This is a genomic window from Pseudomonas sp. 1152_12 (assembly GCF_052850675.1).
On record NZ_VXCW01000017.1, the window covers coordinates 66,536 to 89,800 of the forward strand.

At 60.2% G+C, this 23,265-nt stretch carries 23 protein-coding genes; 17 read left to right on the top strand and 6 right to left on the bottom strand.

The window, feature by feature from the left end; all coding sequences use genetic code 11:
• The first annotated feature begins 16 nt into the window (after positions 1 to 16).
• The 4 genes from FW764_RS25210 (at position 17) to FW764_RS25225 (ending at position 4,867) form a co-directional block, all read left to right on the top strand.
• A complete protein-coding gene (locus FW764_RS25210; protein WP_104995182.1) occupies positions 17 to 331 on the top strand; it encodes a RebB family R body protein in 315 nt (104 codons plus the stop codon).
• Between the two features lie 292 nt (positions 332 to 623).
• Complete coding sequence (gene gabD / locus FW764_RS25215; protein WP_017136690.1) at positions 624 to 2,066, top strand: NADP-dependent succinate-semialdehyde dehydrogenase; 1,443 nt, start codon at positions 624 to 626, stop codon at positions 2,064 to 2,066.
• A 182-nt stretch (positions 2,067 to 2,248) separates the two neighbouring features.
• Positions 2,249 to 3,526: a 4-aminobutyrate--2-oxoglutarate transaminase gene (gene gabT / locus FW764_RS25220; RefSeq protein WP_446436252.1), complete on the top strand. Its 1,278-nt coding sequence runs from the start codon at positions 2,249 to 2,251 to the stop codon at positions 3,524 to 3,526.
• A 138-nt stretch (positions 3,527 to 3,664) separates the two neighbouring features.
• Positions 3,665 to 4,867 carry an HDOD domain-containing protein gene (locus FW764_RS25225; RefSeq protein ID WP_446436253.1) on the top strand — a complete coding sequence of 401 codons (1,203 nt, stop codon included), beginning with the start codon at positions 3,665 to 3,667 and terminating at the stop codon, positions 4,865 to 4,867.
• Positions 4,868 to 4,891: 24 nt separating this feature from the next.
• Here FW764_RS25225 and FW764_RS25230 read toward each other — a convergent pair whose 3' ends face one another.
• Both FW764_RS25230 and desA read right to left on the bottom strand, forming a co-directional pair.
• On the bottom strand, positions 4,892 to 5,893 hold the full coding sequence (locus tag FW764_RS25230) for a GGDEF domain-containing protein (protein WP_446436254.1): 1,002 nt from the start codon (positions 5,891 to 5,893) through the stop codon (positions 4,892 to 4,894).
• Between the two features lie 188 nt (positions 5,894 to 6,081).
• Entirely contained in the window at positions 6,082 to 7,266 is a 1,185-nt protein-coding gene (gene desA / locus FW764_RS25235; protein WP_446436255.1) for a delta-9 fatty acid desaturase DesA, read from the bottom strand.
• A gap of 166 nt (positions 7,267 to 7,432) precedes the next feature.
• Here desA and dibA point away from each other — a divergent pair, with 166 nt between their 5' ends.
• From dibA to FW764_RS25265, 6 genes are all read left to right on the top strand, one after another.
• Positions 7,433 to 9,343 carry a phosphodiesterase DibA gene (gene dibA / locus FW764_RS25240; protein ID WP_446436256.1) on the top strand — a complete coding sequence of 637 codons (1,911 nt, stop codon included), beginning with the start codon at positions 7,433 to 7,435 and terminating at the stop codon, positions 9,341 to 9,343.
• A gap of 255 nt (positions 9,344 to 9,598) precedes the next feature.
• Positions 9,599 to 9,781 (top strand): sulfur starvation response protein OscA, encoded by a 183-nt coding sequence (gene oscA / locus FW764_RS25245; protein ID WP_003170956.1) that lies wholly within the window; start codon positions 9,599 to 9,601, stop codon positions 9,779 to 9,781.
• A gap of 67 nt (positions 9,782 to 9,848) precedes the next feature.
• Entirely contained in the window at positions 9,849 to 10,859 is a 1,011-nt protein-coding gene (locus FW764_RS25250; protein ID WP_446436257.1) for a sulfate ABC transporter substrate-binding protein, read from the top strand.
• A gap of 94 nt (positions 10,860 to 10,953) precedes the next feature.
• On the top strand, positions 10,954 to 11,772 hold the full coding sequence (gene cysT, locus FW764_RS25255) for a sulfate ABC transporter permease subunit CysT (RefSeq protein ID WP_064450147.1): 819 nt from the start codon (positions 10,954 to 10,956) through the stop codon (positions 11,770 to 11,772).
• 13 nt (positions 11,773 to 11,785) lie between these two features.
• Positions 11,786 to 12,658, top strand: a complete 873-nt coding sequence (gene cysW, locus FW764_RS25260) for a sulfate ABC transporter permease subunit CysW (RefSeq protein WP_116627616.1) — start codon at positions 11,786 to 11,788, stop codon at positions 12,656 to 12,658.
• Positions 12,659 to 12,661: 3 nt separating this feature from the next.
• Complete coding sequence (locus tag FW764_RS25265; protein ID WP_034101869.1) at positions 12,662 to 13,642, top strand: sulfate/molybdate ABC transporter ATP-binding protein; 981 nt, start codon at positions 12,662 to 12,664, stop codon at positions 13,640 to 13,642.
• Positions 13,643 to 13,750: 108 nt separating this feature from the next.
• Here the strand turns inward: FW764_RS25265 and FW764_RS25270 are convergent, their stop codons facing one another.
• On the bottom strand, positions 13,751 to 14,278 hold the full coding sequence (locus FW764_RS25270) for an Mpo1 family 2-hydroxy fatty acid dioxygenase (protein ID WP_446436258.1): 528 nt from the start codon (positions 14,276 to 14,278) through the stop codon (positions 13,751 to 13,753).
• 83 nt (positions 14,279 to 14,361) lie between these two features.
• Between FW764_RS25270 and FW764_RS25275 the strand changes: the two genes are divergently transcribed.
• Together FW764_RS25275 and FW764_RS25280 are read left to right on the top strand one after the other, a co-directional pair.
• Positions 14,362 to 15,048, top strand: a complete 687-nt coding sequence (locus FW764_RS25275; RefSeq protein ID WP_446436259.1) for a Crp/Fnr family transcriptional regulator — start codon at positions 14,362 to 14,364, stop codon at positions 15,046 to 15,048.
• 38 nt (positions 15,049 to 15,086) lie between these two features.
• On the top strand, positions 15,087 to 15,452 hold the full coding sequence (locus FW764_RS25280) for a response regulator (RefSeq protein WP_446436260.1): 366 nt from the start codon (positions 15,087 to 15,089) through the stop codon (positions 15,450 to 15,452).
• A 121-nt stretch (positions 15,453 to 15,573) separates the two neighbouring features.
• Here FW764_RS25280 and FW764_RS25285 read toward each other — a convergent pair whose 3' ends face one another.
• Positions 15,574 to 16,578 (bottom strand): AraC family transcriptional regulator, encoded by a 1,005-nt coding sequence (locus FW764_RS25285; protein WP_446436261.1) that lies wholly within the window; start codon positions 16,576 to 16,578, stop codon positions 15,574 to 15,576.
• Positions 16,579 to 16,679: 101 nt separating this feature from the next.
• On the opposite strand from FW764_RS25285, the gene FW764_RS25290 reads away from it, so the two are divergent.
• Entirely contained in the window at positions 16,680 to 17,753 is a 1,074-nt protein-coding gene (locus FW764_RS25290) for a fatty acid desaturase (RefSeq protein WP_446436262.1), read from the top strand.
• Positions 17,754 to 17,855: 102 nt separating this feature from the next.
• Here the strand turns inward: FW764_RS25290 and FW764_RS25295 are convergent, their stop codons facing one another.
• Both FW764_RS25295 and FW764_RS25300 read right to left on the bottom strand, forming a co-directional pair.
• Positions 17,856 to 19,043 (bottom strand): CynX/NimT family MFS transporter, encoded by a 1,188-nt coding sequence (locus tag FW764_RS25295; RefSeq protein ID WP_446436263.1) that lies wholly within the window; start codon positions 19,041 to 19,043, stop codon positions 17,856 to 17,858.
• A complete protein-coding gene (locus FW764_RS25300) occupies positions 19,030 to 19,491 on the bottom strand; it encodes a nucleoside deaminase (protein ID WP_446436264.1) in 462 nt (153 codons plus the stop codon). Before FW764_RS25300 ends, FW764_RS25295 begins: the two co-directional genes overlap by 14 nt.
• Positions 19,492 to 19,597: 106 nt before the next feature.
• On the opposite strand from FW764_RS25300, the gene FW764_RS25305 reads away from it, so the two are divergent.
• The 4 genes from FW764_RS25305 (at position 19,598) to FW764_RS25320 (ending at position 23,106) form a co-directional block, all read left to right on the top strand.
• Positions 19,598 to 20,449: a LysR family transcriptional regulator gene (locus tag FW764_RS25305; protein WP_446436265.1), complete on the top strand. Its 852-nt coding sequence runs from the start codon at positions 19,598 to 19,600 to the stop codon at positions 20,447 to 20,449.
• A gap of 194 nt (positions 20,450 to 20,643) precedes the next feature.
• Positions 20,644 to 21,225: an alpha/beta hydrolase gene (locus tag FW764_RS25310; protein ID WP_446436266.1), complete on the top strand. Its 582-nt coding sequence runs from the start codon at positions 20,644 to 20,646 to the stop codon at positions 21,223 to 21,225.
• Between the two features lie 49 nt (positions 21,226 to 21,274).
• A complete protein-coding gene (locus FW764_RS25315) occupies positions 21,275 to 22,198 on the top strand; it encodes a sigma 54-interacting transcriptional regulator (RefSeq protein WP_446436267.1) in 924 nt (307 codons plus the stop codon).
• A 125-nt stretch (positions 22,199 to 22,323) separates the two neighbouring features.
• Positions 22,324 to 23,106 carry a MetQ/NlpA family ABC transporter substrate-binding protein gene (locus tag FW764_RS25320; protein WP_446436268.1) on the top strand — a complete coding sequence of 261 codons (783 nt, stop codon included), beginning with the start codon at positions 22,324 to 22,326 and terminating at the stop codon, positions 23,104 to 23,106.
• The last annotated feature ends 159 nt before the right edge of the window (positions 23,107 to 23,265 follow it).

Consider the following 23,265-nt stretch of genomic DNA (forward strand, 5'->3'; position numbering starts at 1 on the left):
CCCAGGAGTTCCAACCATGAGCACAGTCAGCCCGCAAATCACCGATGCCGTCACCCAAACCAACGTCAAGGTCGTGGCCGAGTCGCCAGCGATGGCGATGAGCACGATTTACCAATCCATGGGCCAGGCCACGGCGATCCTGTTCCAGAACTCGGTCTCGGCCCAGCAGCAGCAAAACACCCTGGCACAGGCCGCTACCAACCAGGGCGTGATGCAGATCTACAGCGTCGACACCACCGCTGGCGCCGCCGCCACCGAAAAAGTCGCCCAAGGCGGCGTGGCCGACAACCTGACCAGTCTGTTGACCATCCTCAAATCGTTCCAACCTTAAGTAGCGACCGCAGCCCTCAACACCCCCGTCGCCCGCAAGGCGAAGGGGGTGTTGTCGTTTGATCTGAAAGATGAGTCAAATGCGCCGTTTTCGTTCTTTTTTTCGAACAGACTATTGCCCTGTACCCCCATTGATCCTAGGATTCGTTTGAGATTTCAAACGCTCTGTCTCCCGTGCGCTCTTTCACTTTCTCCGCGCGCTGGGGCTGATTTCCCTGACGGCAGCCCACAAGGCGCCTTTCAACAACTCTAATTCGCTCCGCGTGCGCGCGGTGCTGTTAAGGAAAGCCGACATGCAGCTCAAAGATACCCAGTTGTTCCGCCAACAAGCCTTTATCGACGGCGCTTGGGTGGATGCGGACAACGGTCAAACCATCAAGGTCAATAACCCGGCCACGGGCGAAATTCTCGGCACGGTGCCGAAGATGGGCGCAGCCGAAACCCGCCGCGCCATCGAAGCCGCCGACAAGGCGCTGCCGGCCTGGCGTGCACTCACCGCCAAGGACCGCGCCAACAAGCTGCGCCGTTGGTTCGAGCTGATCATCGAGAACCAGGACGACCTGGCTCGCCTGATGACCTTGGAGCAGGGCAAGCCGCTGGCCGAAGCCAAAGGCGAAATCGTTTACGCCGCCTCGTTTATCGAGTGGTTCGCTGAAGAAGCCAAGCGCGTCTACGGTGATGTGATTCCCGGCCATCAGCCGGACAAGCGTCTGATCGTGATCAAGCAGCCGATCGGCGTTACCGCCGCCATCACGCCGTGGAACTTCCCGGCCGCTATGATCACCCGCAAAGCCGGCCCGGCCCTGGCCGCCGGATGCACCATGGTGCTCAAGCCTGCGTCGCAAACCCCGTTCTCGGCGTTCGCCCTGGCTGAACTGGCCCAGCGCGCGGGCATTCCAAAAGGGGTGTTCAGCGTGGTTTCCGGCAGCGCCGGCGATATCGGCAGCGAGCTGACCAGCAACCCGATTGTGCGTAAGTTGTCCTTCACCGGCTCCACCGAAATCGGTCGCCAGCTGATGGCCGAATGCGCCAAGGACATCAAGAAAGTGTCCCTGGAGCTGGGCGGCAACGCGCCGTTTATCGTGTTCGACGATGCGGACCTGGATAAGGCCGTCGAAGGCGCGATCATTTCCAAATACCGTAACAACGGCCAAACCTGCGTCTGCGCCAACCGCCTGTACATCCAGGATTCTGTGTACGACGCGTTCGCCGAAAAACTCAAAGTGGCCGTGGCCAAACTCAAGATCGGCAACGGTCTGGAAGAAGGCACCACCACCGGCCCGCTGATCGACGAAAAAGCCGTGGCCAAGGTTCAGGAGCACATTGCTGATGCCCTGAGCAAAGGCGCCAAGCTGCTGGCCGGTGGCAAGGTCATGGAAGGTAACTTCTTCGAACCGACTATTCTGGTGAATGTGCCCAAAGACGCGGCTGTCGCCAAGGAAGAAACCTTCGGCCCACTGGCGCCGCTGTTCCGCTTCAAAGACGAAGCCGAAGTGATCGCGATGTCCAACGACACCGAGTTCGGCCTGGCTTCCTACTTCTACGCCCGCGACCTGGGCCGTGTGTTCCGTGTGGCCGAAGCCCTGGAATACGGCATGGTCGGCGTGAACACCGGGTTGATCTCCAACGAAGTGGCGCCGTTCGGCGGCATTAAGGCTTCGGGCCTGGGCCGTGAAGGCTCCAAGTACGGGATCGAAGATTACCTGGAAATCAAATACCTCTGCTTGGGCATCTAAGCTCAGCAAGAGATTGCAGCAAACGCAGAGGGCACGAGAGCGCTGTCCCTTTGCGTGTTTCAAGAGGTTATTCGTAGTGGCCGGGAACGCTGCGGCAGTCGATCATCGCATGCTGCCGTAGTTGCCTCCCCGCCACGTATTCCTTGGACCACGCCACCCGATGAGTGGCGAATGAGGACTTTATGAGCAAGACCAACGCATCCCTGATGAAACGCCGCGAAGCCGCTGTACCGCGCGGTGTTGGCCAGATTCACCCGATCTTCGCCGAATCCGCGAAGAACGCCACCGTGACCGACGTTGAAGGTCGCGAGTTCATCGACTTCGCCGGCGGTATCGCCGTGCTGAACACCGGCCACGTGCACCCGAAAATCATCGCCGCTGTGACTGCGCAGTTGAACAAGCTGACTCACACCTGCTTCCAGGTTCTGGCCTACGAGCCTTATGTGGAGCTGTGCGAGAAAATCAACGCCAAGGTTCCAGGTGATTTCGCCAAGAAAACCCTGCTGGTCACCACTGGTTCCGAAGCTGTCGAAAACGCCGTGAAAATCGCCCGTGCCGCCACTGGCCGTGCTGGTGTGATCGCCTTCACCGGCGCCTACCACGGCCGCACCATGATGACCCTGGGCCTGACCGGTAAAGTCGTGCCTTATTCGGCCGGCATGGGCCTGATGCCAGGCGGCGTGTTCCGTGCGCTGTTCCCGAATGAACTGCACGGTGTGAGCGACGACGATTCTATCGCCAGCATCGAACGCATCTTCAAAAACGATGCCGAGCCGCGTGATATCGCGGCCATCATCATTGAGCCGGTGCAGGGCGAAGGCGGTTTCTACGTCGCGCCTAAATCCTTCATGAAGCGCCTGCGCGAACTGTGCGACAAGCACGGCATCCTGCTGATCGCCGACGAAGTGCAAACCGGTGCCGGCCGTACCGGTACGTTCTTCGCCATGGAACAGATGGGCGTTGCCGCCGACCTGACCACCTTCGCCAAATCCATCGCTGGGGGTTTCCCGCTGGCCGGTGTGTGCGGCAAGGCTGAGTACATGGACGCCATTGCTCCGGGCGGCCTGGGTGGCACTTATGCGGGTAGCCCGATCGCTTGCGCGGCTGCGTTGGCGGTGATGGAAGTGTTCGAAGAAGAGCACCTGCTGGACCGCTGCAAAGCGGTCGGCGAGCGTCTGGTGACCGGTCTGAAGGCCATCCAGGCCAAGTACCCGGTGATCGGCGAAGTGCGTGCCTTGGGCGCCATGATCGCGGTCGAGCTGTTCGAAGGTGGCGACAAGCACAAGCCGAACGCCGCTGCCGTCGCCTCCGTGGTGGCCAAGGCGCGTGACAAGGGCTTGATCCTGCTGTCCTGCGGCACCTACGGCAACGTGTTGCGCGTGCTGGTTCCGCTGACCTCGCCGGACGAGCAGTTGGACAAAGGCCTGGCGATCATCGAAGAGTGCTTCTGCGAGCTGTAAGCGGATTGACTTGATCGACAGAAAAACCCGCTCCGGCGGGTTTTTTTTTGTGCCCGATGCAGCACATTCAGGCCGTGTTCATTGTACGCAGACGGCTTGATTGTCTAAGGTGCAAGCATTGCCGATGGAGCGTGCTGGATGACTGCTGTTGATTTACCGGCTGTACCCCGAGTGTTGATTGCGGAAGCGGACCCTTGGTCGCGGGACCTGCTCAAGCAAGTGTTATTGAATGTGCGCTGCGACGCACGGCTGGATGTGTGTGCTGATGGGCAGCAAGCCGCCACGCTGTTACGAGAAAAAACCTACGACCTCATCCTCGCGGACTGGGAACTGCCGGGTGTCGATGGCCTGAGCTTGCTGCGCAGCGTGCGCCAGCAGCGCCTTTCACTGCCGTTTATTCTGCTGAGCAGTCGCAATGATACCGCCAGCGTGCGCGAAGCCTTGCCTCTGGCGCCTACGGCGTACCTGACCAAACCGCTGAACATGGAAGGCCTGACCCAGCGCCTGCAAGACCTGCTGCTTAACGAGGGCGAAAGCGTGTATTGCGAAATTCCGCCGCTGGCGCCCGGCATGACCTTGCCGGTGTTTCTGGAGCGGCGCCGCGAGGTCTCTGACGGCGCGCCGTTGCGCGTCGATGTGAAAGCCGCCGTGCAACACAGCCTTGAGCCGGATGGCCTGGACCTCAAGCGCCTGGAAGACCAGGTGCGCACGGACCCACAAATTACCGCTGTCCTGATCGCTGCTGCCAACAGCGCAGGTCACCACGGCACCCCTGTGCAAACACTGTCAGCTGCGCTGCACACACTGGCGGCCGGGCAGAGCATGAACCTGATTTTGGGCCTGGCCCTCAAGCACAACGTGGTGCTGGGCGACTCGGCGCTGCTGGCCTATGCCGAGCGCCACTGGCAACTGTCCCAGGACACTGCCGACTATGCCCGCCGCCTGGCGCGCATGCTCGAGCTGGACCACGAGCGCTGCTACAGCGCCGGCATCCTGCATCGGCTCGGTGATTTGGCGTTGTTGCGTTGCCTGGAAGACTGGCGCCAGGGCGGCGGGGCGCTGGATGACGAAGCGATTGGTGAGTCTCTCGATACGTTTGGTGCCGCCTATGGTTCAGCATTGCGCACGCGGTGGCGCTTGCCGTTGGAGCTGCGCCAGTTGATTGCGGCGATCTACTCACTCGAAGGTGGGGTGTATTCACGCGAGTCGCTGGTGATGAATCTGGCAGCGCAAATGGCGCGACTGACCGAGCACGAAGGGCTGGAAGAACTGGCTGGCAGCAAGACGGCGCGCTTGCTGAGGGTCGGGTTGTCGGAGTTGATGCGGGTGCGCAAAGCCTAGCCCGCGCCCACAAGTTGATGGGTGTTAACTCGCAATGACGCGGTTCTTGCCTTGGCGTTTGGCCTCGTACATCGCCGCATCAGCCCGTGCAAACAGGCTGTCGAGCGTCGAATCTTCTTCGCGCAGGCTGGCCAGACCCTGGCTGACGGTCACGTTGAATTGCCGGCCTTCATAGCTGAAACTCAGCGCCTGGATTTCCTTGCCCAACCGCTCGGCCACCTGCAATGCCATATGCGGTGCACAACCGGGCAGTATCGCGGCGAACTCTTCGCCGCCAATGCGCCCAAACAAGTCGCCACGGCGCAGTACACCGCGACCGCTGTCGGCGATACGCCGTAACACCTGATCGCCCTCCAGATGGCCGTAGGTGTCGTTGACGTCCTTGAAGTCATCGATGTCGAGCAGTAGGAATGCCAGGGGCGCACCCTGGGCACAAGCGCTGTCAAAGGCCTGGTTGGCGCATTCGAAAAAGTGCCTGCGGTTGCTGCTTTGGGTCAGTACGTCGGTGGTGGCGAGTCGATGCAGCTCCAGCTCCATCTGTTTCTTTTCGGTGATGTCTTCGGCCATGCCGACCACGATCACTGGCTTACCGGGCTCGACCTGCTGATTGATATAGCACTTGTCGCTCAGCCAGCGAATCTGCCCATCAGCGGTGATGATGCGGTACTCGCGGTCCTCCACGGCGCCTTGCTCCAGCACACGGGCGAGGCTGTATTCAGCGTAGTCGAGGTCTTCGGGGTGAATGCTGTTGCGCCACTCACGATGGTCGGCCAACAGTAAACCGGCCGAGCGGCCAAACACTCGCTCGTAGGCCGGGCTCACATACAGCAGGCGACGCGTTTCCCAATCGATAGCCCATAGCACGGCGTTCACGCTGACCAGCAGTGAACTGAGCAGTTGCTCGCGCTCACTCAGCCGCTCGACTTCACCTTGGGCGTGCATGAGCGCCAACAGGGTTGCCGCCGCAGCCGGGCGGGTAGGCTCAGCAATGGGGGCGTCGGGTAAGTAAGGCTTTTCGTGGACCATCGGTACAACTCTCTCTGGGCGCGCCGTAGGATGGAGCAGCGGTCACTACAAGGGGTCACCATGATGGCGAAGTGTTCTTTGAGAGAGGGTAAATGCGGTGAAGTTCCGTGAACGGCGCGGATTGGCGGTGCCCGGAAAATGGCGCCAAAAAGAGGGTGTGTGGGAGGGCGAGTCCTCCCACAGGTCCGTTAGACCACTGCAGGGCGTAGCGAATAGGTCTTCAGTTGATGGGCAAAATCACGCAGGGACTGGATGCCGCTGGCTTCAGCCTCGTGCACCCATTCTTTTATCGCCGCCAGCATGTCATGGCCATTGGAGCTGGTCTTCAGCCAGATCTGCTGCAACGCCAGGCGCTTCTCATAGATCACCGTGAGCGCGTGGCTGTGTTCCAGCATGCTCTGGATACGCACGTGGTGGCGGTCGTCCAGCAAGCTGGTTTCTCGCGACAGCAGGCGCTTGGCACGATGGAACTGGTGGCGCACCGAATGATCGACCTTCTCCAGCTCCTGCTTGACCAGCGGGCCAATCACCAACTTGCGGTATTGGGCCATGATCTGGAAGCGGTTGTTGAGGATCGCCATGGCAGTGTCCATGTCCAGATGCCCTTTGCCTTCGACACGGTGTGCGATAGGCGCTACACGCTGCACTTTGGCCAGGCGCAGGAAGCTGAACACTTTGATCCACGCCCAGCCCAGGTCGAACTCCCACTTTTTCACCGACAGCTTGGCCGAGTTAGGGTAGGTGTGGTGATTGTTGTGCAGCTCCTCGCCGCCGACAATGATGCCCCACGGCACCAGGTTGGTGGCCGCGTCACGGCATTCGAAGTTGCGATAGCCGATGGCATGCCCCAGGCCGTTGATCACGCCGGCGGCCCAGAACGGAATCCACATCATCTGGATCGCCCAAATGGTGATGCCGATGGTGCCGAACAGCAGCAGGTCGATCACGCCCATGATTGCCACGCCCAGCAGCGGGAAGGGCGTGTAGATCTTGCGTTCGATCCAGTCGTCCGGGCAGTTCTTGCCGTAGATGCGCAGCGTCTCAGGGTTTTCGGCCTCGGCGCGGTACAGCTCGGCACCTTTACGCAATACGGTGGACAGGCCTTTGATGACCGGGCTGTGCGGGTCGTCGACGGTTTCACATTTGGCGTGGTGTTTGCGGTGGATGGCGGTCCACTCGCGGGTGTTCTGCGCCGTGGTCAGCCACAGCCAGAAGCGGAAGAAGTGTTTCAGGCCGGCATTGAGCTCCAGGGAGCGATGGGCTGAATAGCGGTGCAGATAAACCGTGACCCCAACGATGGTCACGTGGGTCATCAACAGAGTGACTGCCACCAGTTGCCAGGCTGACAGGTCAAGAAAACCGTTGTACCACATAGGCTGTATGGCCCTCAGATAAAGTAAAAAACAGCTCACGCATTATCACTAAGCCTACAGAGAAAACCAGCCGCCCTTTCAGATAGGAGTGACTGGATGTTTCTTATTCTATAATCCGCAGCCTTTGTAGGGCGATTTTGTTTTTTTGGTAAGGATTACTGACCATATGCTGTTTTCATACCGAGGTGCCCTGCGTGTGGGGCTGGTATACCTGCTGGTTTCCATTATGTGGTTTCAGCTCAGCCATCATCTATTGATCGACTTTCTCGATGACCCGTGGGAGTTGGGGCACTGGCTGGAGGTGCGTGGCTGTGTGTGGGTGAGCCTTAGCGCGTTGATCTTGTATCTGATTTGCGCCCGGTTTGCCCGTGTTCACTCGTTGCAGCAACCCCTGAAAGAAAACCGCGAGCGCCTGCGCCAGGCGGCTGCCGTGTTCGATTGCACCCGCGAGGGCGTGCTGGTCACTGACACTCAAGGGTTGATCGTGCACGTCAACCGAGCGTTTATCCAGATCACCGGCTACCACCTCGAAGACGTCATGGGCGAGCGGCCGAGCCTATTCAAGTCCGGGCGCCATTCGTCGAACTTTTATCAGAATATGTTCCAGGCGCTCGAGTGCACGGGCGAATGGAGCGGCGAAATCTGGAACCGGCGCAAAAGCGGTGAAATTTATCCACAGTGGCAAACCATCCGCGTTGTGCGCGACGACCAAGGTAAGGTCAGCCATTACGTCGCAGTGTTTTCCGATATCAGCGCGATCAAGGACTCCGAGCACGAGTTGGCGCACCTCGCCCATCATGACCCACTCACGGACTTGCCCAACCGCTTGCTGTTCACTGACCGCGCCGAGCAGGCGCTGGCCTCGGCGCAAGTGCACAAACGCGGCTGTGCTTTGCTGTTGCTGGACCTGGACCACTTCAAAATTATCAATGACAGCCTTGGCCATAACGTCGGCGACCGCTTGCTCAAGGCCGTGGGCGAGCGACTTAAGGGGCTGTTCGGCCCCGGTGTGACCCTGGCGCGCCTGGGTGGGGACGAGTTCGCTGTGCTGGCTGAAAGTTGTCCACAGGTGGTGCAGGCCGCTGCCTTGGCCCAGCGCATGCTCGATGCGATGAAGCAGCCGCTCATCTTTGACGGCCATCAACTGTTTATCAGCGCCAGCATCGGCATCAGCCTGTTCCCCAGCGATGCCCTGAGTGCCCAGCAGTTGTTGCGCAACGCCGACTCCGCGCTGTTCAAGGCCAAGAGCGCTGGCCGCGAAAGTTACGCCTTGTACACCGAAGAGCTGACTGCCCACGCGCAGAATCGCGTGGAAATCGCCAGTGAGCTGCGTCGCGCCCTCGAGCAGCAGGAGCTGCGCGTCCACTACCAGCCGGTGCACGACCTGCACGGCAGCCGCTTGATAGGCGTCGAAGCGCTGGTGCGTTGGCAACACCCGGAGCGCGGTCTGGTGCCACCGGGTGATTTCATTCCCATCGCCGAACGTACCGGCCTGATTGCCGACATTGACGCCTGGGTGATGGACCAGGCCTGCCGCCAGATGTGCCAATGGCTGACGGAGGGCGCGCCGTTGAGCTTTATTGCGGTGAATGTTTCCAGCCGCCTGTTCGCCCGGCGTGAGCTGTACGAGCAAGTTGCCCAAGTGCTGCACGCCACCGGCCTCGATCCGGCGTTCCTTGAGCTGGAAGTCACCGAAAGCGCAGTGATGGATGACCCGGAAGTTGCCCTTGAGCAGTTGCACCGCCTGCGCGAACTGGGCTTGCGTCTGGCCATCGATGACTTTGGCACCGGCTATTCCTCGCTGCTGCGCCTCAAGCGCTTGCCGGTGCAGAAACTCAAGATCGACCAGGGTTTTGTCAACGGGGTGCCGTGGGATCAAGACGACGCGGCGATAGTACGCGTGGTGATCGCCCTGGCCAAAAGTATGGGCATGCAGGTGCATGCCGAAGGGATTGAACAAGTGGAGCAGGCGCGGTTCCTGTTAGAGCAGGAGTGCGATATGGGGCAAGGGTATTGGTTTGGGCGGCCGATGCCCGCAAGTGAAATTGACTGGGAGCGGGCGCCCGCCATTTTATAGTCGACGCGTTTCAATCTGAAATTCAGTCAAATGTAGGAGGGGCGCTCCCTCCCACCTTTGAATCTTCTCAACGTTTAATGTCGGTATTGGTCGTTGGATTCCGCTCGCAAGCCCACGCCCTGTCAGAAAATTCTTTCTGGTTATATAAGCATTCTTAAATAGTCTTTTTAAGAATATCAACGCTTATCTACTATCGCCCTCATGCCGCAAGCAGTGCCGCCACTGCGAGGCACTATTCACTTCAGGAGCGAGACCATGAGCGCATCTCTACGTAGCGTCGACGGCCAGGACGAAGCAGCCATTTTGCGTGAGATCCAGAGCGCCTTGCGCGATTTGCGGTTTGGCGCGGTGGAAATCACTGTGCATAACGCTCAAGTCGTACAGATCGAACGCAAGGAAAAATTCCGTTTGCAGAACCCGGGTAACAAACCGAGCTAAGCACTGACGGCGATAGACCCCCCGCAACTATAAGAAAAGCCAACACCGAGAATTTCAGGAGCCTTCTATGTCGTCGATTCGCCGTTACGCGCTGGCCGCACTGGCCAGTGCCGTGTTTGCCGGTTCCGCCGTTGCCAAGGACTACGAGTTGCTCAACGTCTCGTACGACCCTACCCGTGAGTTGTACCAGGACTACAACGCTGAGTTCACCAATTACTGGAAACAGTCCCATCCCGGCGACAACGTCAAGATCCAGCAATCCCACGGTGGTTCGGGCAAACAAGGCCGGGCGGTGATCGACGGCCTGCGCGCCGACGTAGTGACCCTGGCCCTGGCCGGTGACATCGATGAAATCGCCAAGCTGGGCAAGACCCTGCCGGAGAATTGGCAAAACCGCCTGCCGGATGCCAGTACCCCGTACACCTCGACCATTGTGTTCCTGGTGCGCAAGGGCAACCCTAAAGGCATCAAGGATTGGGGCGACCTGATCAAAAAAGACGTTTCCGTCATCACCCCGAACCCAAAAACCTCCGGCGGTGCGCGTTGGAATTTCCTCGCCGCCTGGGCCTATGGCCTCAAATCCGGTGGCAGCGAAGCCAAGGCCCAGGAATATGTGAAAGAGCTGTTCAAGCACGTGCCGATCCTCGACACCGGCGCGCGCGGTTCGACCATCACCTTCGTTAACAACGGTCAGGGTGACGTGTTGCTGGCCTGGGAAAACGAGGCGTTCCTGGCGCTGAAAGAAGACGGCGGCGCCGACAAGTTCGACATCGTTGTGCCTTCCCTGTCGATCCTCGCTGAGCCGCCTGTGGCCGTGGTCGACAAGAACGCCGAGAAAAAGGGCAACACCGAAATCGCCACCGCATACCTTAAGCACCTGTACAGCCCCGCTGGCCAGGAGATTGCGGCGAAAAACTTCTACCGCCCACGCGATGAGAAAGTCGCCGCCAAGTACGCCCAGCAGTTCCCGAAACTGGACTTGGTCACTATCGACAAAGACTTCGGCGGCTGGAAAACTGCCCAGCCGAAATTCTTCAATGACGGTGGCGTGTTCGACCAGATCTACTCGGCGCAGTAAGCAAAATTAAACTGTAGGAGCCAGCTTTCTGTGGGAGCCCGCGCCCCACAAGCCTGCTCCTACAGTGGTATCTAACCGCCAACCAAGGACTCTTATGTCGCGTCGTATTTCCCCCGTCATACCCGGCTTCGGGCTGACGCTGGGCTACACCGTGGTGTACCTCAGCCTGATCGTACTCATCCCGCTCGCGGCGATGTTCGTGCACGCCGCTCAACTCACTTGGGATCAGTTCTGGGCCATTATTTCTGCACCACGCGTGCTGGCGGCGTTGAAACTGAGCTTCAGCACCGCGTTGTACGCCGCGCTGATCAACGGCGTGATTGGCACGCTGTTGGCCTGGGTGCTGGTGCGCTACACCTTCCCCGGCCGCAAGATCATCGATGCGATGATCGACCTGCCCTTCGCCCTGCCCACGGCGGTTGCCGGTATCGCGCTGACCGCGTTGTACACGCCGACCGGCTTGGTGGGCCAGTTCGCTGCTGACCTGGGTTTCAAGATCGCCTACAGCCCCTTGGGCATCACCCTGGCGCTGACCTTCGTCACGCTGCCGTTTGTGGTGCGTACCGTGCAGCCGGTACTGGCCGATATCCCCCGGGAAATCGAAGAGGCCGCCGCCTGCCTGGGCGCCAAGCCGCTGCAGGTGTTCCGCTACATCCTCGTGCCTGCCTTACTGCCCGCTTGGCTGACCGGCTTCGCGCTGGCCTTTGCCCGTGGCGTGGGCGAGTACGGGTCGGTGATTTTCATCGCTGGCAACATGCCGATGAAAACCGAGATCCTGCCGCTGCTGATCATGGTCAAGCTCGACCAATACGACTACCGCGGCGCCACCTCCATTGGCGTGTTGATGCTGGTGGTTTCCTTTGTCTTGCTGCTGCTGATCAACTTATTGCAGCGGCGCATCGAACGTCCATAAGGAGGCGCGGAACATGTCCCAATCGTCTATTTCCGCCGCGTCCTCGGCCAATGCTGCCCGTCGTGGCAGCGCGGTGTCGCGACGTATCCTGATCAGCCTGGGCTGGTTGGTGTTTTTCCTATTCCTGTTGCTGCCGCTGTTTATCGTGGTGTCCCAGGGCTTGAAGAATGGCCTCGGCGCGTTCTTCACCGCGATCCTGGAGCCCGATGCGTTGTCGGCGTTGAAACTCACGGTCATCGCAGTGGCGATTTCCGTGCCGCTCAACGTGGTGTTCGGCGTCAGCGCCGCGTGGTGCGTGAGCAAATACTCGTTCCGAGGCAAGAGCATCCTGGTCACGCTGATCGACCTGCCGTTCTCGGTATCGCCGGTGATCGCGGGTTTGGTCTATGTGCTGATGTTCGGTGCTCAGGGCTTCTTCGGCCCGTGGCTGCAAGACCATGACATCCAGATCGTGTTCGCCTTGCCCGGCATCGTGCTGGCGACGATCTTCGTGACGGTGCCGTTCGTGGCCCGTGAACTGATCCCGCTGATGCAGGAGCAGGGCACCCAGGAAGAAGAAGCGGCGCGCTTGCTCGGTGCCAATGGCTGGCAGATGTTCTGGCACGTTACCGTGCCGAACATCAAATGGGGCCTGATCTACGGCGTGGTGCTATGTACCGCACGTGCCATGGGTGAGTTCGGCGCGGTGTCGGTGGTGTCCGGTCACATTCGTGGCGTGACCAACACCCTGCCGCTGCACGTCGAGATCCTTTACAACGAATACAACCATGTCGCCGCGTTTGCCGTCGCGAGCCTGTTGCTGATCCTGGCGCTCTTCATCCTGCTGCTCAAGCAGTGGAGCGAGAACCGTATCAACCGCCTGCGCAAAAGCGCCGGTGAGGAATAAGTCATGTCGATTGAAGTCCGTAATGTCAGCAAGAATTTCAACGCCTTCAAGGCCCTGAACAGCATCAATCTGGACATCCAGAGTGGCGAGCTGGTGGCGTTGCTGGGCCCGTCCGGCTGCGGCAAGACCACTTTGCTGCGGATCATCGCCGGGCTGGAAACGCCGGATGACGGCAGCATTGTGTTCCACGGTGAAGACGTTTCCGGCCACGACGTGCGGGATCGCAACGTGGGGTTTGTGTTCCAGCACTACGCGTTGTTCCGCCATATGACCGTGTTCGATAACGTCGCCTTCGGCCTGCGCATGAAGCCGAAAAACCAGCGCCCGAGCGAAAGCCAGATCGCGGTCAAGGTTCACGAACTGCTGAACATGGTGCAGCTCGATTGGCTGTCGGATCGCTACCCGGAGCAACTGTCCGGCGGCCAGCGCCAGCGTATCGCCCTGGCCCGTGCGCTGGCGGTGGAGCCCAAAGTCTTGCTGCTCGACGAACCGTTCGGCGCCCTCGACGCCAAGGTCCGTAAAGAACTGCGCCGCTGGCTGGCGCGCCTGCACGAAGACATCAACCTGACGTCGGTGTTTGTGACGCACGATCAGGAAGAAGCCATGGAAGTCGCCGACCGTATCGTGGTGATGAACAAGGGCGTGATCGAGCAGATCGGCTCACCGGGCGACGTCTACGAAAACCCGGCCAGCGATTTTGTGTACCACTTCCTCGGCGACTCTAACCGCCTGCACCTGGGTGAGGACAAGCACGTGCTGTTCCGCCCGCACGAAGTGTCGCTGTCGCGGCATGAGCTGGAAGACCACCATGCGGCTGAAGTGCGCGATATTCGTCCGCTGGGTGCGACTACACGGGTGACCTTGAAGGTGGAAGGCCAGAGCGAGCTGATTGAAGCTGAAGTGGTGAAAGACCACGATAGCCTCACCGGCCTGGCCCGTGGCGAGACGCTGTTCTTCAAGCCCAAGGTCTGGCAAAAAGCCTAAGCCTACTGCAATACCCATGTGGGAGCGGGCTTGCTCGCGAATGCAGAGTGTCAGTCAACAGATATACCGACTGATACACCGCTTTCGCGAGCAAGCCCGCTCCCACATTTAGACCTTGCTCGGCTTTAGATCACGGCGTTCCACCGGCCCAGACCGCTGCTCAATTTGCTGCTTCAGCTCATCCCGCAACCCCACCATAAACGCCAGCTCCGCCACCACAAACAACGGCCCGACGATCAGCCCCGACACGTCATCCACAAACGCCGGCTTCTTGCCTTCGTAGTAGTGGCCGACAAACTGAATTACCCAGCCCACCACAAACATGCCGATACCGCTGCCGAGCCACACCGCCGTGCTCTGCGCCGCCAACACGTGCCCGGCCCATACCGACAAGCCCATCAGCAGCGTCATCAGTACCCCCAGCGCCAACTCCAGGCGCAGGTAAAACCATGCCGAAAACAGCGCGACAATCACCGCCGGAGATATCCACAGGCTGCCGGCTGCCCATTCAGGGCGTGAAAGCAGCACCGCCACGGCGACGACGATTAACGGGATGCCGATAAAGTGGCTGGCGATATTACGCGGGTCGCGATGGTAGGCGGCGTATTGACTGAGGTGGTCGACGAGGCTTTTCATTGTTGTTCCTCCTGTAGGATGTTTGATCATGCCCTGTCAGCCTATGACTGACTGTCAGCTGGGCGACAATCTTCGGAGTTCTCATGGACGCAGAGCAGTGGCACTCACGGCTGGCCGCCGGTCATTGGTTCAGTCAGTTACCTGCCTCTTTTCAGCATAGCCTGCTGGCCCACGCCCGGCAGCGCCAGCTGGCAGCGGGGCAATACCTGTTCAAACGTGGCGACCCGCCCTGTGGTTTGTATGCGGTGCTTGAGGGCTCGCTGCGTATCAGTGCGGTGAATGAACACGGCAAGGAAGCGCTATTGAGCCTGGTGGAATTGCCCTACTGGTTCGGCGAAATTTCCCTGTTCGACGGCCTGCCGCGTACGCACGACGCTTGCGCCGTGGGGCCGTGCACGCTGTTGCAGGTGCCGCACCAGGCGCTGCTGAGAGCCCTCGATGAAACCCCGCGATATTGGCGCGACCTGGCCTTGTTGATGAGCCAGAAACTGCGCCTGAGTTTCATCAATATCGAACACCTGAGCCTGATGCCGGCCTCGGTGCGGCTGGCCCATCGTCTGTTAATGATCGTTGAAGGCTACGGCGATACCGAGCACTCAAAACGTGTGCTGCAACTGCCCCAGGAAGACCTGGCGGCGATGTTGAGCCTGTCACGCCAGACCACCAACGCCTTGCTCAAAGACCTGCAAGCCCAGGGCATTGTGCGCCTGGGGTATGGCGAGATCGAAATCCTGGATGCCCAACGACTGCGTGAGGCGGCGCGCACCTGAGGGTGTTAGCCTGCAAGCCTGATCAATCGAGGTGTGTTATGCGCGTCCTGTTAGTGGAACACGAACCCGAAGAGGCACAGCGGATGGCTCAGGGCTTGAACGAGGCCGGCTACAGCGTTGAAGTCGCGGCCAATGGCATGGCGGCGTCGCGTTTTGTGGAAAGCGCCGAGTACGACTTGGTCATCCTTGATGTGATGCTGCCGGGGTTGAATGCCTGGAAGTTGCAGCAGGCTATTCGCTTGAAGGGCGAGACGCCGGTGTTATTCCTGACCACGCCGGGCGGGATTGAAGACCGGCTGCGCGGTCTGGAATTGCATGAGGATGATTATTTGCTCAAGCCATTTGAGGCCAAGGCGCTGGTGGCGCGGGCAAGGAAGTTACTGCGTCGGGATCGCAGCCGATAGGTGTACTGCCTGAACCGTCGCTATCGCAGGCAAGCCCGCGCACACATTTGAAAGTGTTCACAGATCAAATGTGGGAGGGGGCTTGCTCCCGAAGAGGCCCTAAGACGCACCGCACCTCTACCTACCGCAACCCATCGCGGAACTGTCCCGGCGTCATTCCCGTCCAGCGCTTGAACGCCCGATTGAAACTGCTGGTATCGGCAAAGCCGAGCAAATGGCTGATCTCGGCCAACGAACACTGCAGGTCTCGCAGATGCAAGAGTGCAAGATTCTCCCGGCATTCATTCAGCAGCGCATCAAACCGGCACCCTTCATCGGCCAGATGCCGTTGCAAGCTGCGTAAACTCAAGTGCAGCGCCTGGGCAATTCGCTCGGCGCTCGGCTCACCTTCCGGCAATTGCGCCTCGATGGCTGCGCGCACCTTGCGTTCCCAGGTCAGCGGTTGTAACTGTGCGAGGGTGCGTTTGAGCACGGTTTCATTGTGTTCGGCCAACTCGGGGTTGGCATCATCCAAGTGGCTGTCGAAGTCGTGCGCGGCAAATTCCAGGCGGTCTTCTTCGGCGTCAAAGAACACCGGCGCGCGAAAGACCGTGTGCCAGGGCTTTGGATCAATGGGTTGCGGACGCCGCAAATAAACAGCCAGCGGCGCGTATTCACGGCCCAACCGATTCCGGCACGTGCGCACATAGATCGCCGCAAACGCATCAATCGCTTCCAGCGCCGGCGCCGGGCTGCCCGGCGGTTGCAGCAGGCGAAAGCGATAGCGCTCGCCATCTCGGCTAAGCTCTAGCGTCAGGGCATCACTGACCACCTGGTGATAGCGCACGATTCGCTCAAACACCTCGCGCAAGCTGCCGCTGGCCACCAACGCATAACCCAGCGCATGAAAGGTGGTGGGGCTGACAAAACGCGACACCCGCAAGCCGATGGCCGGGTCACCGCTGGCTTGCACCGCCAGCGCCCATAACCGTGTGGTGGCCGACAGCGGGTAGCGCGCGTTGGGGTCGTCCATGTGCTGCGGGTCGAGCCCGGCCTGGGCGCACAACGCGGCACTGTCGAGGCCAAGGGCGTCGAGCTGCTTGCGCAGGGCGCGGGTCCAGCTGGCGAGGGAAGTGGGTTCGGTCATGACGATTGGCGCTTGCGGTCAACAGGTTGGCGTCCGGAGCTAGCGTCCTGCGAGATCGCTTGGGGCAGGATGGGCGCATCAATAGACAAGAGGATGGAAGCATGGACGGTACTTCTGCAAGTCCCCAGCAGATGAACGCACAACAGCGTTCAGCGTATATCCGCGAAGTGGTCCTCGGCGAAGGGGTCAGATTACGCCAGCAGCACCCGTGGCTGCTGCATCAGGACGCGCTGGGTGCGGGCATTCTGGCGTTTGCATTGATCGGCATGCTCGGCTCTGCAGCGTTGTACATCACCGGCCACATGGCCTGGTGGGTGTGCCTGCTGCTCAATGCCTTCTTCGCCTCGCTGACCCATGAGTTGGAACACGACCTGATCCACAGCATGTACTTTCGCAAGCAACGTGTGCCGCACAACCTGATGATGGGCCTGGTGTGGCTGGCGCGGCCGAGCACGATCAACCCTTGGATACGCCGGCACCTGCACCTCAACCACCACAAGGTGTCGGGCACCGAGACCGATATGGAAGAGCGCGCCATCACCAATGGCGAGCCGTGGGGCATCGCGCGCTTGCTAATGGTGGGTGACAACCTCATGTCGGCGTTCATCCGCATGCTGCGCGCCAAGACCTGGAAGCACAAACTCAGCATCCTCAAGCGCTCGCTGCTGGTCTACGCGCCGCTGGCGTTGCTGCATTGGGGCGCGTGGTATGTGTTCCTGGGCTTTCATGCCGCCAATGGCATTGCCAGCCTGCTAGGCACACCGATTGGGTGGTCGGCCAGTACCTTGCAGATGATGCAGGTGATCAATATCGGCGCCGTGGTGATTATTGGCCCCAACGTGCTGCGCACCTTTTGCCTGCACTTTGTCAGCTCCAACATGCACTACTACGGCGATGTGGAACTGGGCAATGTGATCCAGCAAACCCAGGTGCTCAACCCTTGGTGGATGTGGCCGCTGCAAGCGTTCTGCTTCAATTTCGGCAGCACCCATGGCATCCACCATTTTGTGGTGAAGGAGCCGTTTTACATCCGCCAGATGACGGCCAGGGTGGCGCATCCTGTGATGGCGGAAATGGGCGTTCGCTTCAATGATTTTGGGACGTTCGCCCGGGCCAATCGCTTTGAGCGCGGGGAGCAGGCGCAGCCTCAAGTGAAACAGGCTGCGCCGGTGTGATGGTGATTCTCCGGTAATCAGCAAGCAGGTTTGGGCTTTGCAGCCTTTCCCTGCCTACTGATCATCGGCCAAAATCACCAAAAAATGGGCAACCTGTGCACGTCAGGCGTGACCGGGCGCTACGACTTCTGACCCGGCGCGGTAGGTGGCCGGGCTGAACCCCCGCGTCACCACCAGCATTGCCACTACGGTGACCGTCAGCACCACCCAGGCGCTGAAAAAGCTGCCGGTGAGTTCGCGTAGCCAACCGGTCAGCCACGGCGAGACCGCGTTGATCAAAAAGCCCACGCCTTGCACGAAAGCCGCCAGTTGCCCAGCTTGGCGTGGGTCGCGGTGGTGGTCGAGGGTCAGTAGCAGGCTCAGGGCGAAACACGCGCCCAGGCCGAAGCCGCACAACGCCACCCACACGTGCGCAAACGCTTGCGGCGCGATGATCAGGCCGAGGTAGCCTATGGTTTGCGCTAACAGGCTGATGCTGAGCAGTGGGCGGCGGTCGATGCCGCGTTGCGCCAACACGGGCATCAATAGCGCGGCGATTACCTGGAAGATGGTCATGAAGGCCAGCAACGAACCGCTCGGCAACACGCCCCAGCCCAGTTGCTGATAGTACGCAGGCAGCCACGCTACCAGGCTCATGTAGCCGCAATTGACCAAACCGAAATACAGCGCCAGCAGCCAGGCGCGGCGATTGCGCAGGTCTTTGAAAACGGGGGCTGCCTGCAACTTTCTCGGCGCCCCCAACGGCAGCCACGCCCACAACAACAATGCGCCCAGCGCCGGCAACAGCCACACGCCCAACCCCGCCTGCCATAGCTGGAAGTGCGCGGCCACTAACGGGCTGAGCAGCGCGGCCAACCCGCCACCGGCCATCAACGACGCCGAATACACGCCCATCGCCACCGGCACACGGTGATGAAATTCACGCTTGATCATCGCCGGCACCAACGCCTGGATCAGCGCCACACCGGCGCCGCCGAGCAAGGCCGTGACCAGCAGTGCCGACGCATGGCCCATCAACCAGCGCGCCAGGCACGCGAGCAGAATCATCAGCAGACCAAGGGCAATACCGCGCCGTTCACCCAAGTGTGCTTCCACGCGCACGCCGACCAACGCCACCAGGCCCATGCACACCACCGGCAGGCTGGTGAGCAGGGCGCTGCTCTGGAAACTCAGCCCGGTAGCCTGGCGAATTTCGCCGAGCAACGGGCTGATGGAACTGAGGATCGGCCGCAGGTTGAGGCCGAGCACCACCAGCAAGCCCCAGCCAGCGAGGGATTTATTCAGGGGCATGCAGGGATTTCCACTGCTGATACAGCGCGGGCATGGCCGCGTCGGGCAGGTGCTGAATCGATAGGCATTGCTCCGTCAGCGGCAGGCCGACTTGCTGACCAATCGCCGCAGTCGACAAGCCGAAGGGCTCGGCTGTTTCGTTGCTGGCGGCAAACACCACGCGTTCGACGCCACACAAGTACATGGCGCTCAGGCACATCGGGCAGGGCTGGCCGCTGGCGTAGATCACGCAGCCGTTCAGGCGCGCACCGACGTGTTGGCTTGCGGCGCGAATCGCCAGCAGTTCGGCATGGGCGGTGGGGTCTTGAGTCAGGTGGATCTCATTCACGGCTTCGACCAGCGCATCGCCGTTGCGTGTTACCACCGCACCAAACGGGCGGCCGCCTTGGGCCACATTGGCGTGAGCCAGGGCGATAGCGCGTTGCAGGTGCTGATGATCAGCGGTCATGAATAACCCTCTGGGCAGAATGAAAGATGAAGTATGGCCAGCTGCGGGAGTATTCTGAAATTAAATATAACCATGCCAACCAGTGGCAAATGGAATGGTGAAGTGCATGTTCGACCCCGTGTTGTTACGCAGTTTTGTCGCCGTGGTGGACTGCGGCAATTTCACCCGCGCCGCCGAGCGCCTGCACGTGACTCAATCTACCGTGAGCCAGCAGATCCGGCGTTTGGAAGCAGCGGTGACGTGCCAGTTGCTCGATCGTGACCAGCGCTGCGTGGTGGTCACCGCCGAGGGCGAGCGCCTGCTGGCGTATGCACGGCGCATCCTCGCGTTGCATGAGGAGGCCGCCGACGTGTTGATCAACCAGCAAAGCGACGGTGTGCTGCGCCTCGGCGTACCCGAGGACTTTGCCGCAGAACGTCTGATGCCGTTGCTCTCGGCGTTCGTGGTGGCCTACCCGCGGCTGCGCCTGGAAGTCACCAGCGGCCTCGGCCCGGAATTGCAGCGCCAGTACCGCGCGGGCGAATTCGACGTGTTGCTGGTCAAGCAGATGGGCGACAGCGATGACTGCGTGGCGTCGTGGCCGGAACCTTTGTGCTGGGTCGACAGCCGCCGCACGCCATCGCTGGGGCGCGACCCGCTGCCCTTGGTGGCGTTTCCGATGGGCGGGTTGTATCGCAATGAAATGCTTCACCACTTGGAAGTAGGCGGTTGGCGTTGGCGCATCGGCTACTCTAGCGCCAGCCTGGCCAGTGTGTGTTCGGCAGTGGCGGCTGGGTTGGGGATCAGTTTGTTGCCATGTCGGGTGGTACAGCCTGGGCATGTGGTGCTTGGCGATGACAGTGGTTTACCCATGGTGCAAGGCGTGCGCCTGGCGTTGTACGGCCGCAGTGGTTTGGGCGCGGCGGGGCAGACATTGCAGCGTCAATTGCTCGATTTATGTGCCAACAACCCATCGTAAAGTGCCTTTTTGCGGCGTTGCCTGAAATTCAGGCTCTGGCGCGAGTCTGGATGTGGAATAGGGCGCCCTCGCACATTTTAATCTTTGGCGTTAATGGTTTTTGGTTATTAACAAATAGCTTCTTATTCCTTAACGAATATAAACCGTGTCCCTATACTGACCCGCAACGTTAAATGCTGCAGGAGGGCACCCCCATGCACAGCGAGTCGATTCGTTATCTGATCGTGCCGGGCTGGCAAGGATCGCCAGAAGATCATTGGCAAAGTCATTGGCAAAACAGTTTGCCCAACAGTGCGCGGGTGGAGCAGGCTGATTGGTTGACGCCACGTCGCGAGGACTGGGTAGCCGCGCTGGCCGAGGCCATTGCCGCCGACAGCACACCTGTGATCCTGATCGCCCATAGCTTGGGTTGCATCACCGTCGCCCATTGGGCGGCCACTGCTCCCGTGCATTGCCTGCGGCGGGTACGCGGCGCCTTGCTGGTGGCCCCGGCGGATGTCGAACGCCCAGCCTGCTTACCGGCTTTGCGCAATTTCGCGCCGATCCCGACCGATCTGTTGCCGTTTCCAAGCCAAGTGGTCAGTTCCGACAACGACACTGCCGTGAGCGCCCCAAGGGCCCTTGAGCTGGCGCGTAATTGGGGGGCCGAGGCCGGGATTCTTTCCGGTGCCGGGCATATCAACGTGAAGTCCGGCCACCAGCGTTGGGAGCAGGGTTTTGCCTACCTCTATCGCCTGCAAAGCCGCCTTGAGCACCACGCCCGGCGCAGCGCCTAAATTCTTTTCAACGCCCCGTCCCTGAGTGGATTTGGGGCGGGAGCGTGCCATGAGTCATGAAACCTTTGGCCAGCCACTGCTGACCTTCCCCGACGCCGAAAAAAGCCCGCTGAGCATCCGTGCCAAGGCCTTGGTGTTTGTCGACCCGCGCTCGCGTCAACTGCGCGAAGCGTTGGAAAGCCTCGCACCACGTGCCTTACCCGTGCTGATTCGTGGCGAGACGGGCAGCGGTAAAGAGCTGCTGGCGCGGCATATTCACCGTGGCAGCGACCGCAGCGGGTTATTTGTCTCCGTCAACTGCGGTGCGATCAGCCCGACCTACGCCGATGCCGAGTTATTCGGCTACGCCGCAGGCAGCCACAGTGGCACGGCGAGCAGCCGGGCCGGGTGGTTTGGGTCAGCCAACGGCGGCACGTTGTACCTGGATGAGATAGGTGACTTGCCGTTGCCGATCCAAGTGAAATTGCTCGCTGCCCTGGAGAACCACGAAGTCACCCGCGTCGGTGCCCATCAGCCCAGCCCGGTGGATGTGCGCCTGGTGGCAGCCACCAGCATCGACCTGGCCCAGGCCGTGGCCGTCGGCAAGTTTCACGAGCGCTTGTTCCATTACTTGAGCGAAGGCCAACTCGACCTGCCGGCCCTGCGCGAGCGCGTCGGCGACATCCTGTCTTTGGCCGAATACTTCCTCGGCATCTACAGCCAGCGCCTTGACCTGCCGGTGCCGCTGATCAGCGACGCTGCCCAACGTGTGCTGGAACATCACAGCTGGCCGGGCAATACCCGTGAGCTGGAAAACGTTATTCACTTCGCGTTGCTGGTGAGCAGCGGCGATGAGATCCTACCCGAGCATCTGAATCTGCCGACTGCGGGCTCGCCCCTTGCGCAGGTGCAGCGGATTTTCGCGAGTGCCAGCCTCGCAGAGCAGCAAACCTTGCTGAATTTCCTGCATGAGCAAAATGGAATATCACAGTGAATAAAAGATATTGTTCGGGAATAAAAAATCTAGGTATTGTCCATTCCATGCCGCGATAGCACTTCGCTGGCACACCACAAAAAACGGTCGTCAGAGACGCCCCGGAATTTCGATAAGGACACTGCATGAAAAAGGTTCTGTTGTTTACCGCACTGGCGGCTGCCCTGACTGCAAGCTTCGCCCAGGCCAACGAGAAACTGATCGTTGCCGCCACCCCGATCCCGCACGCCGAGATCCTTGAGCTGGTCAAACCGACCCTGGCCAAACAAGGTGTGGACCTGGAGATCAAAGTCTTCACTGACTACGTACAACCCAACACACAGGTTGCCGAGAAACGCCTGGACGCCAACTACTTCCAAACCCTGCCTTACCTGGAAAACTTCAACAAGGGCAAGGGCACCAACCTGGTCACTGTGATCGGTGTGCACGTTGAACCCATCGGCGGCTACTCGAAGAAGATCAAGAATATTTCCGAGCTTAAAGACGGCGCTACCGTCGCCATCCCGAACGAAGGCTCCAACAGTGGCCGCGCCCTGCTGCTGTTGCAAAAGAACGGTCTGATTACGCTCAAAGACCCGACCAATGCACTGTCGACGCCGAAAGACATCACTGCCAACCCAAAACACCTTAAATTCAAAGAGCTGGAATCGGCCCTTCTGCCACGCGTGCTGGACCAGGTTGACCTGGACGTGATCAACACCAACTACGCCCTGGAAGCCGGCCTGAACCCGGCGAAAGACGCGCTGATCATCGAAGATGCCAAGTCGCCTTACGTGAACTTCCTGGTCGCTCGCCCGGACAACAAGGACAGCGACGCGGTCCAGAAACTGGCCAAGGCGCTGACCAGCCCGCAAGTTAAAGCCTTCATCGAGAAGAAGTACAACGGCGCGGTAGTGCCAGCGTTCTGATGTAAGCCAACCCCCCTTTCAAGGTTTGAACGCCGACGGCTCGTATAGCGTCGGCGTTTTTTTATGGGCCTGGAAATACGATAAAAAACTGTGGGAGATGGCTTGCCTGCGATAGCGGTCTGTCAGTTACAGATGCTCTGTCTGATACACCGCATTCGT

Bases quoted from the DNA above. Each gene is read 5' to 3' on its own strand.
- FW764_RS25210 (WP_104995182.1), top strand. From the start codon at position 17: ATGAGCACAGTCAGCCCGCAAATCACCGATGCCGTCACCCAAACCAAC.
- gabD (WP_017136690.1), top strand. From the start codon at position 624: ATGCAGCTCAAAGATACCCAGTTGTTCCGCCAACAAGCCTTTATCGAC.
- gabT (WP_446436252.1), top strand. From the start codon at position 2,249: ATGAGCAAGACCAACGCATCCCTGATGAAACGCCGCGAAGCCGCTGTA.
- FW764_RS25225 (WP_446436253.1), top strand. From the start codon at position 3,665: ATGACTGCTGTTGATTTACCGGCTGTACCCCGAGTGTTGATTGCGGAA.
- FW764_RS25230 (WP_446436254.1), bottom strand. From the start codon at position 5,893: ATGGTCCACGAAAAGCCTTACTTACCCGACGCCCCCATTGCTGAGCCT.
- desA (WP_446436255.1), bottom strand. From the start codon at position 7,266: ATGTGGTACAACGGTTTTCTTGACCTGTCAGCCTGGCAACTGGTGGCA.
- dibA (WP_446436256.1), top strand. From the start codon at position 7,433: ATGCTGTTTTCATACCGAGGTGCCCTGCGTGTGGGGCTGGTATACCTG.
- oscA (WP_003170956.1), top strand. From the start codon at position 9,599: ATGAGCGCATCTCTACGTAGCGTCGACGGCCAGGACGAAGCAGCCATT.
- FW764_RS25250 (WP_446436257.1), top strand. From the start codon at position 9,849: ATGTCGTCGATTCGCCGTTACGCGCTGGCCGCACTGGCCAGTGCCGTG.
- cysT (WP_064450147.1), top strand. From the start codon at position 10,954: ATGTCGCGTCGTATTTCCCCCGTCATACCCGGCTTCGGGCTGACGCTG.
- cysW (WP_116627616.1), top strand. From the start codon at position 11,786: ATGTCCCAATCGTCTATTTCCGCCGCGTCCTCGGCCAATGCTGCCCGT.
- FW764_RS25265 (WP_034101869.1), top strand. From the start codon at position 12,662: ATGTCGATTGAAGTCCGTAATGTCAGCAAGAATTTCAACGCCTTCAAG.
- FW764_RS25270 (WP_446436258.1), bottom strand. From the start codon at position 14,278: ATGAAAAGCCTCGTCGACCACCTCAGTCAATACGCCGCCTACCATCGC.
- FW764_RS25275 (WP_446436259.1), top strand. From the start codon at position 14,362: ATGGACGCAGAGCAGTGGCACTCACGGCTGGCCGCCGGTCATTGGTTC.
- FW764_RS25280 (WP_446436260.1), top strand. From the start codon at position 15,087: ATGCGCGTCCTGTTAGTGGAACACGAACCCGAAGAGGCACAGCGGATG.
- FW764_RS25285 (WP_446436261.1), bottom strand. From the start codon at position 16,578: ATGACCGAACCCACTTCCCTCGCCAGCTGGACCCGCGCCCTGCGCAAG.
- FW764_RS25290 (WP_446436262.1), top strand. From the start codon at position 16,680: ATGGACGGTACTTCTGCAAGTCCCCAGCAGATGAACGCACAACAGCGT.
- FW764_RS25295 (WP_446436263.1), bottom strand. From the start codon at position 19,043: ATGCCCCTGAATAAATCCCTCGCTGGCTGGGGCTTGCTGGTGGTGCTC.
- FW764_RS25300 (WP_446436264.1), bottom strand. From the start codon at position 19,491: ATGACCGCTGATCATCAGCACCTGCAACGCGCTATCGCCCTGGCTCAC.
- FW764_RS25305 (WP_446436265.1), top strand. From the start codon at position 19,598: ATGTTCGACCCCGTGTTGTTACGCAGTTTTGTCGCCGTGGTGGACTGC.
- FW764_RS25310 (WP_446436266.1), top strand. From the start codon at position 20,644: ATGCACAGCGAGTCGATTCGTTATCTGATCGTGCCGGGCTGGCAAGGA.
- FW764_RS25315 (WP_446436267.1), top strand. From the start codon at position 21,275: ATGAGTCATGAAACCTTTGGCCAGCCACTGCTGACCTTCCCCGACGCC.
- FW764_RS25320 (WP_446436268.1), top strand. From the start codon at position 22,324: ATGAAAAAGGTTCTGTTGTTTACCGCACTGGCGGCTGCCCTGACTGCA.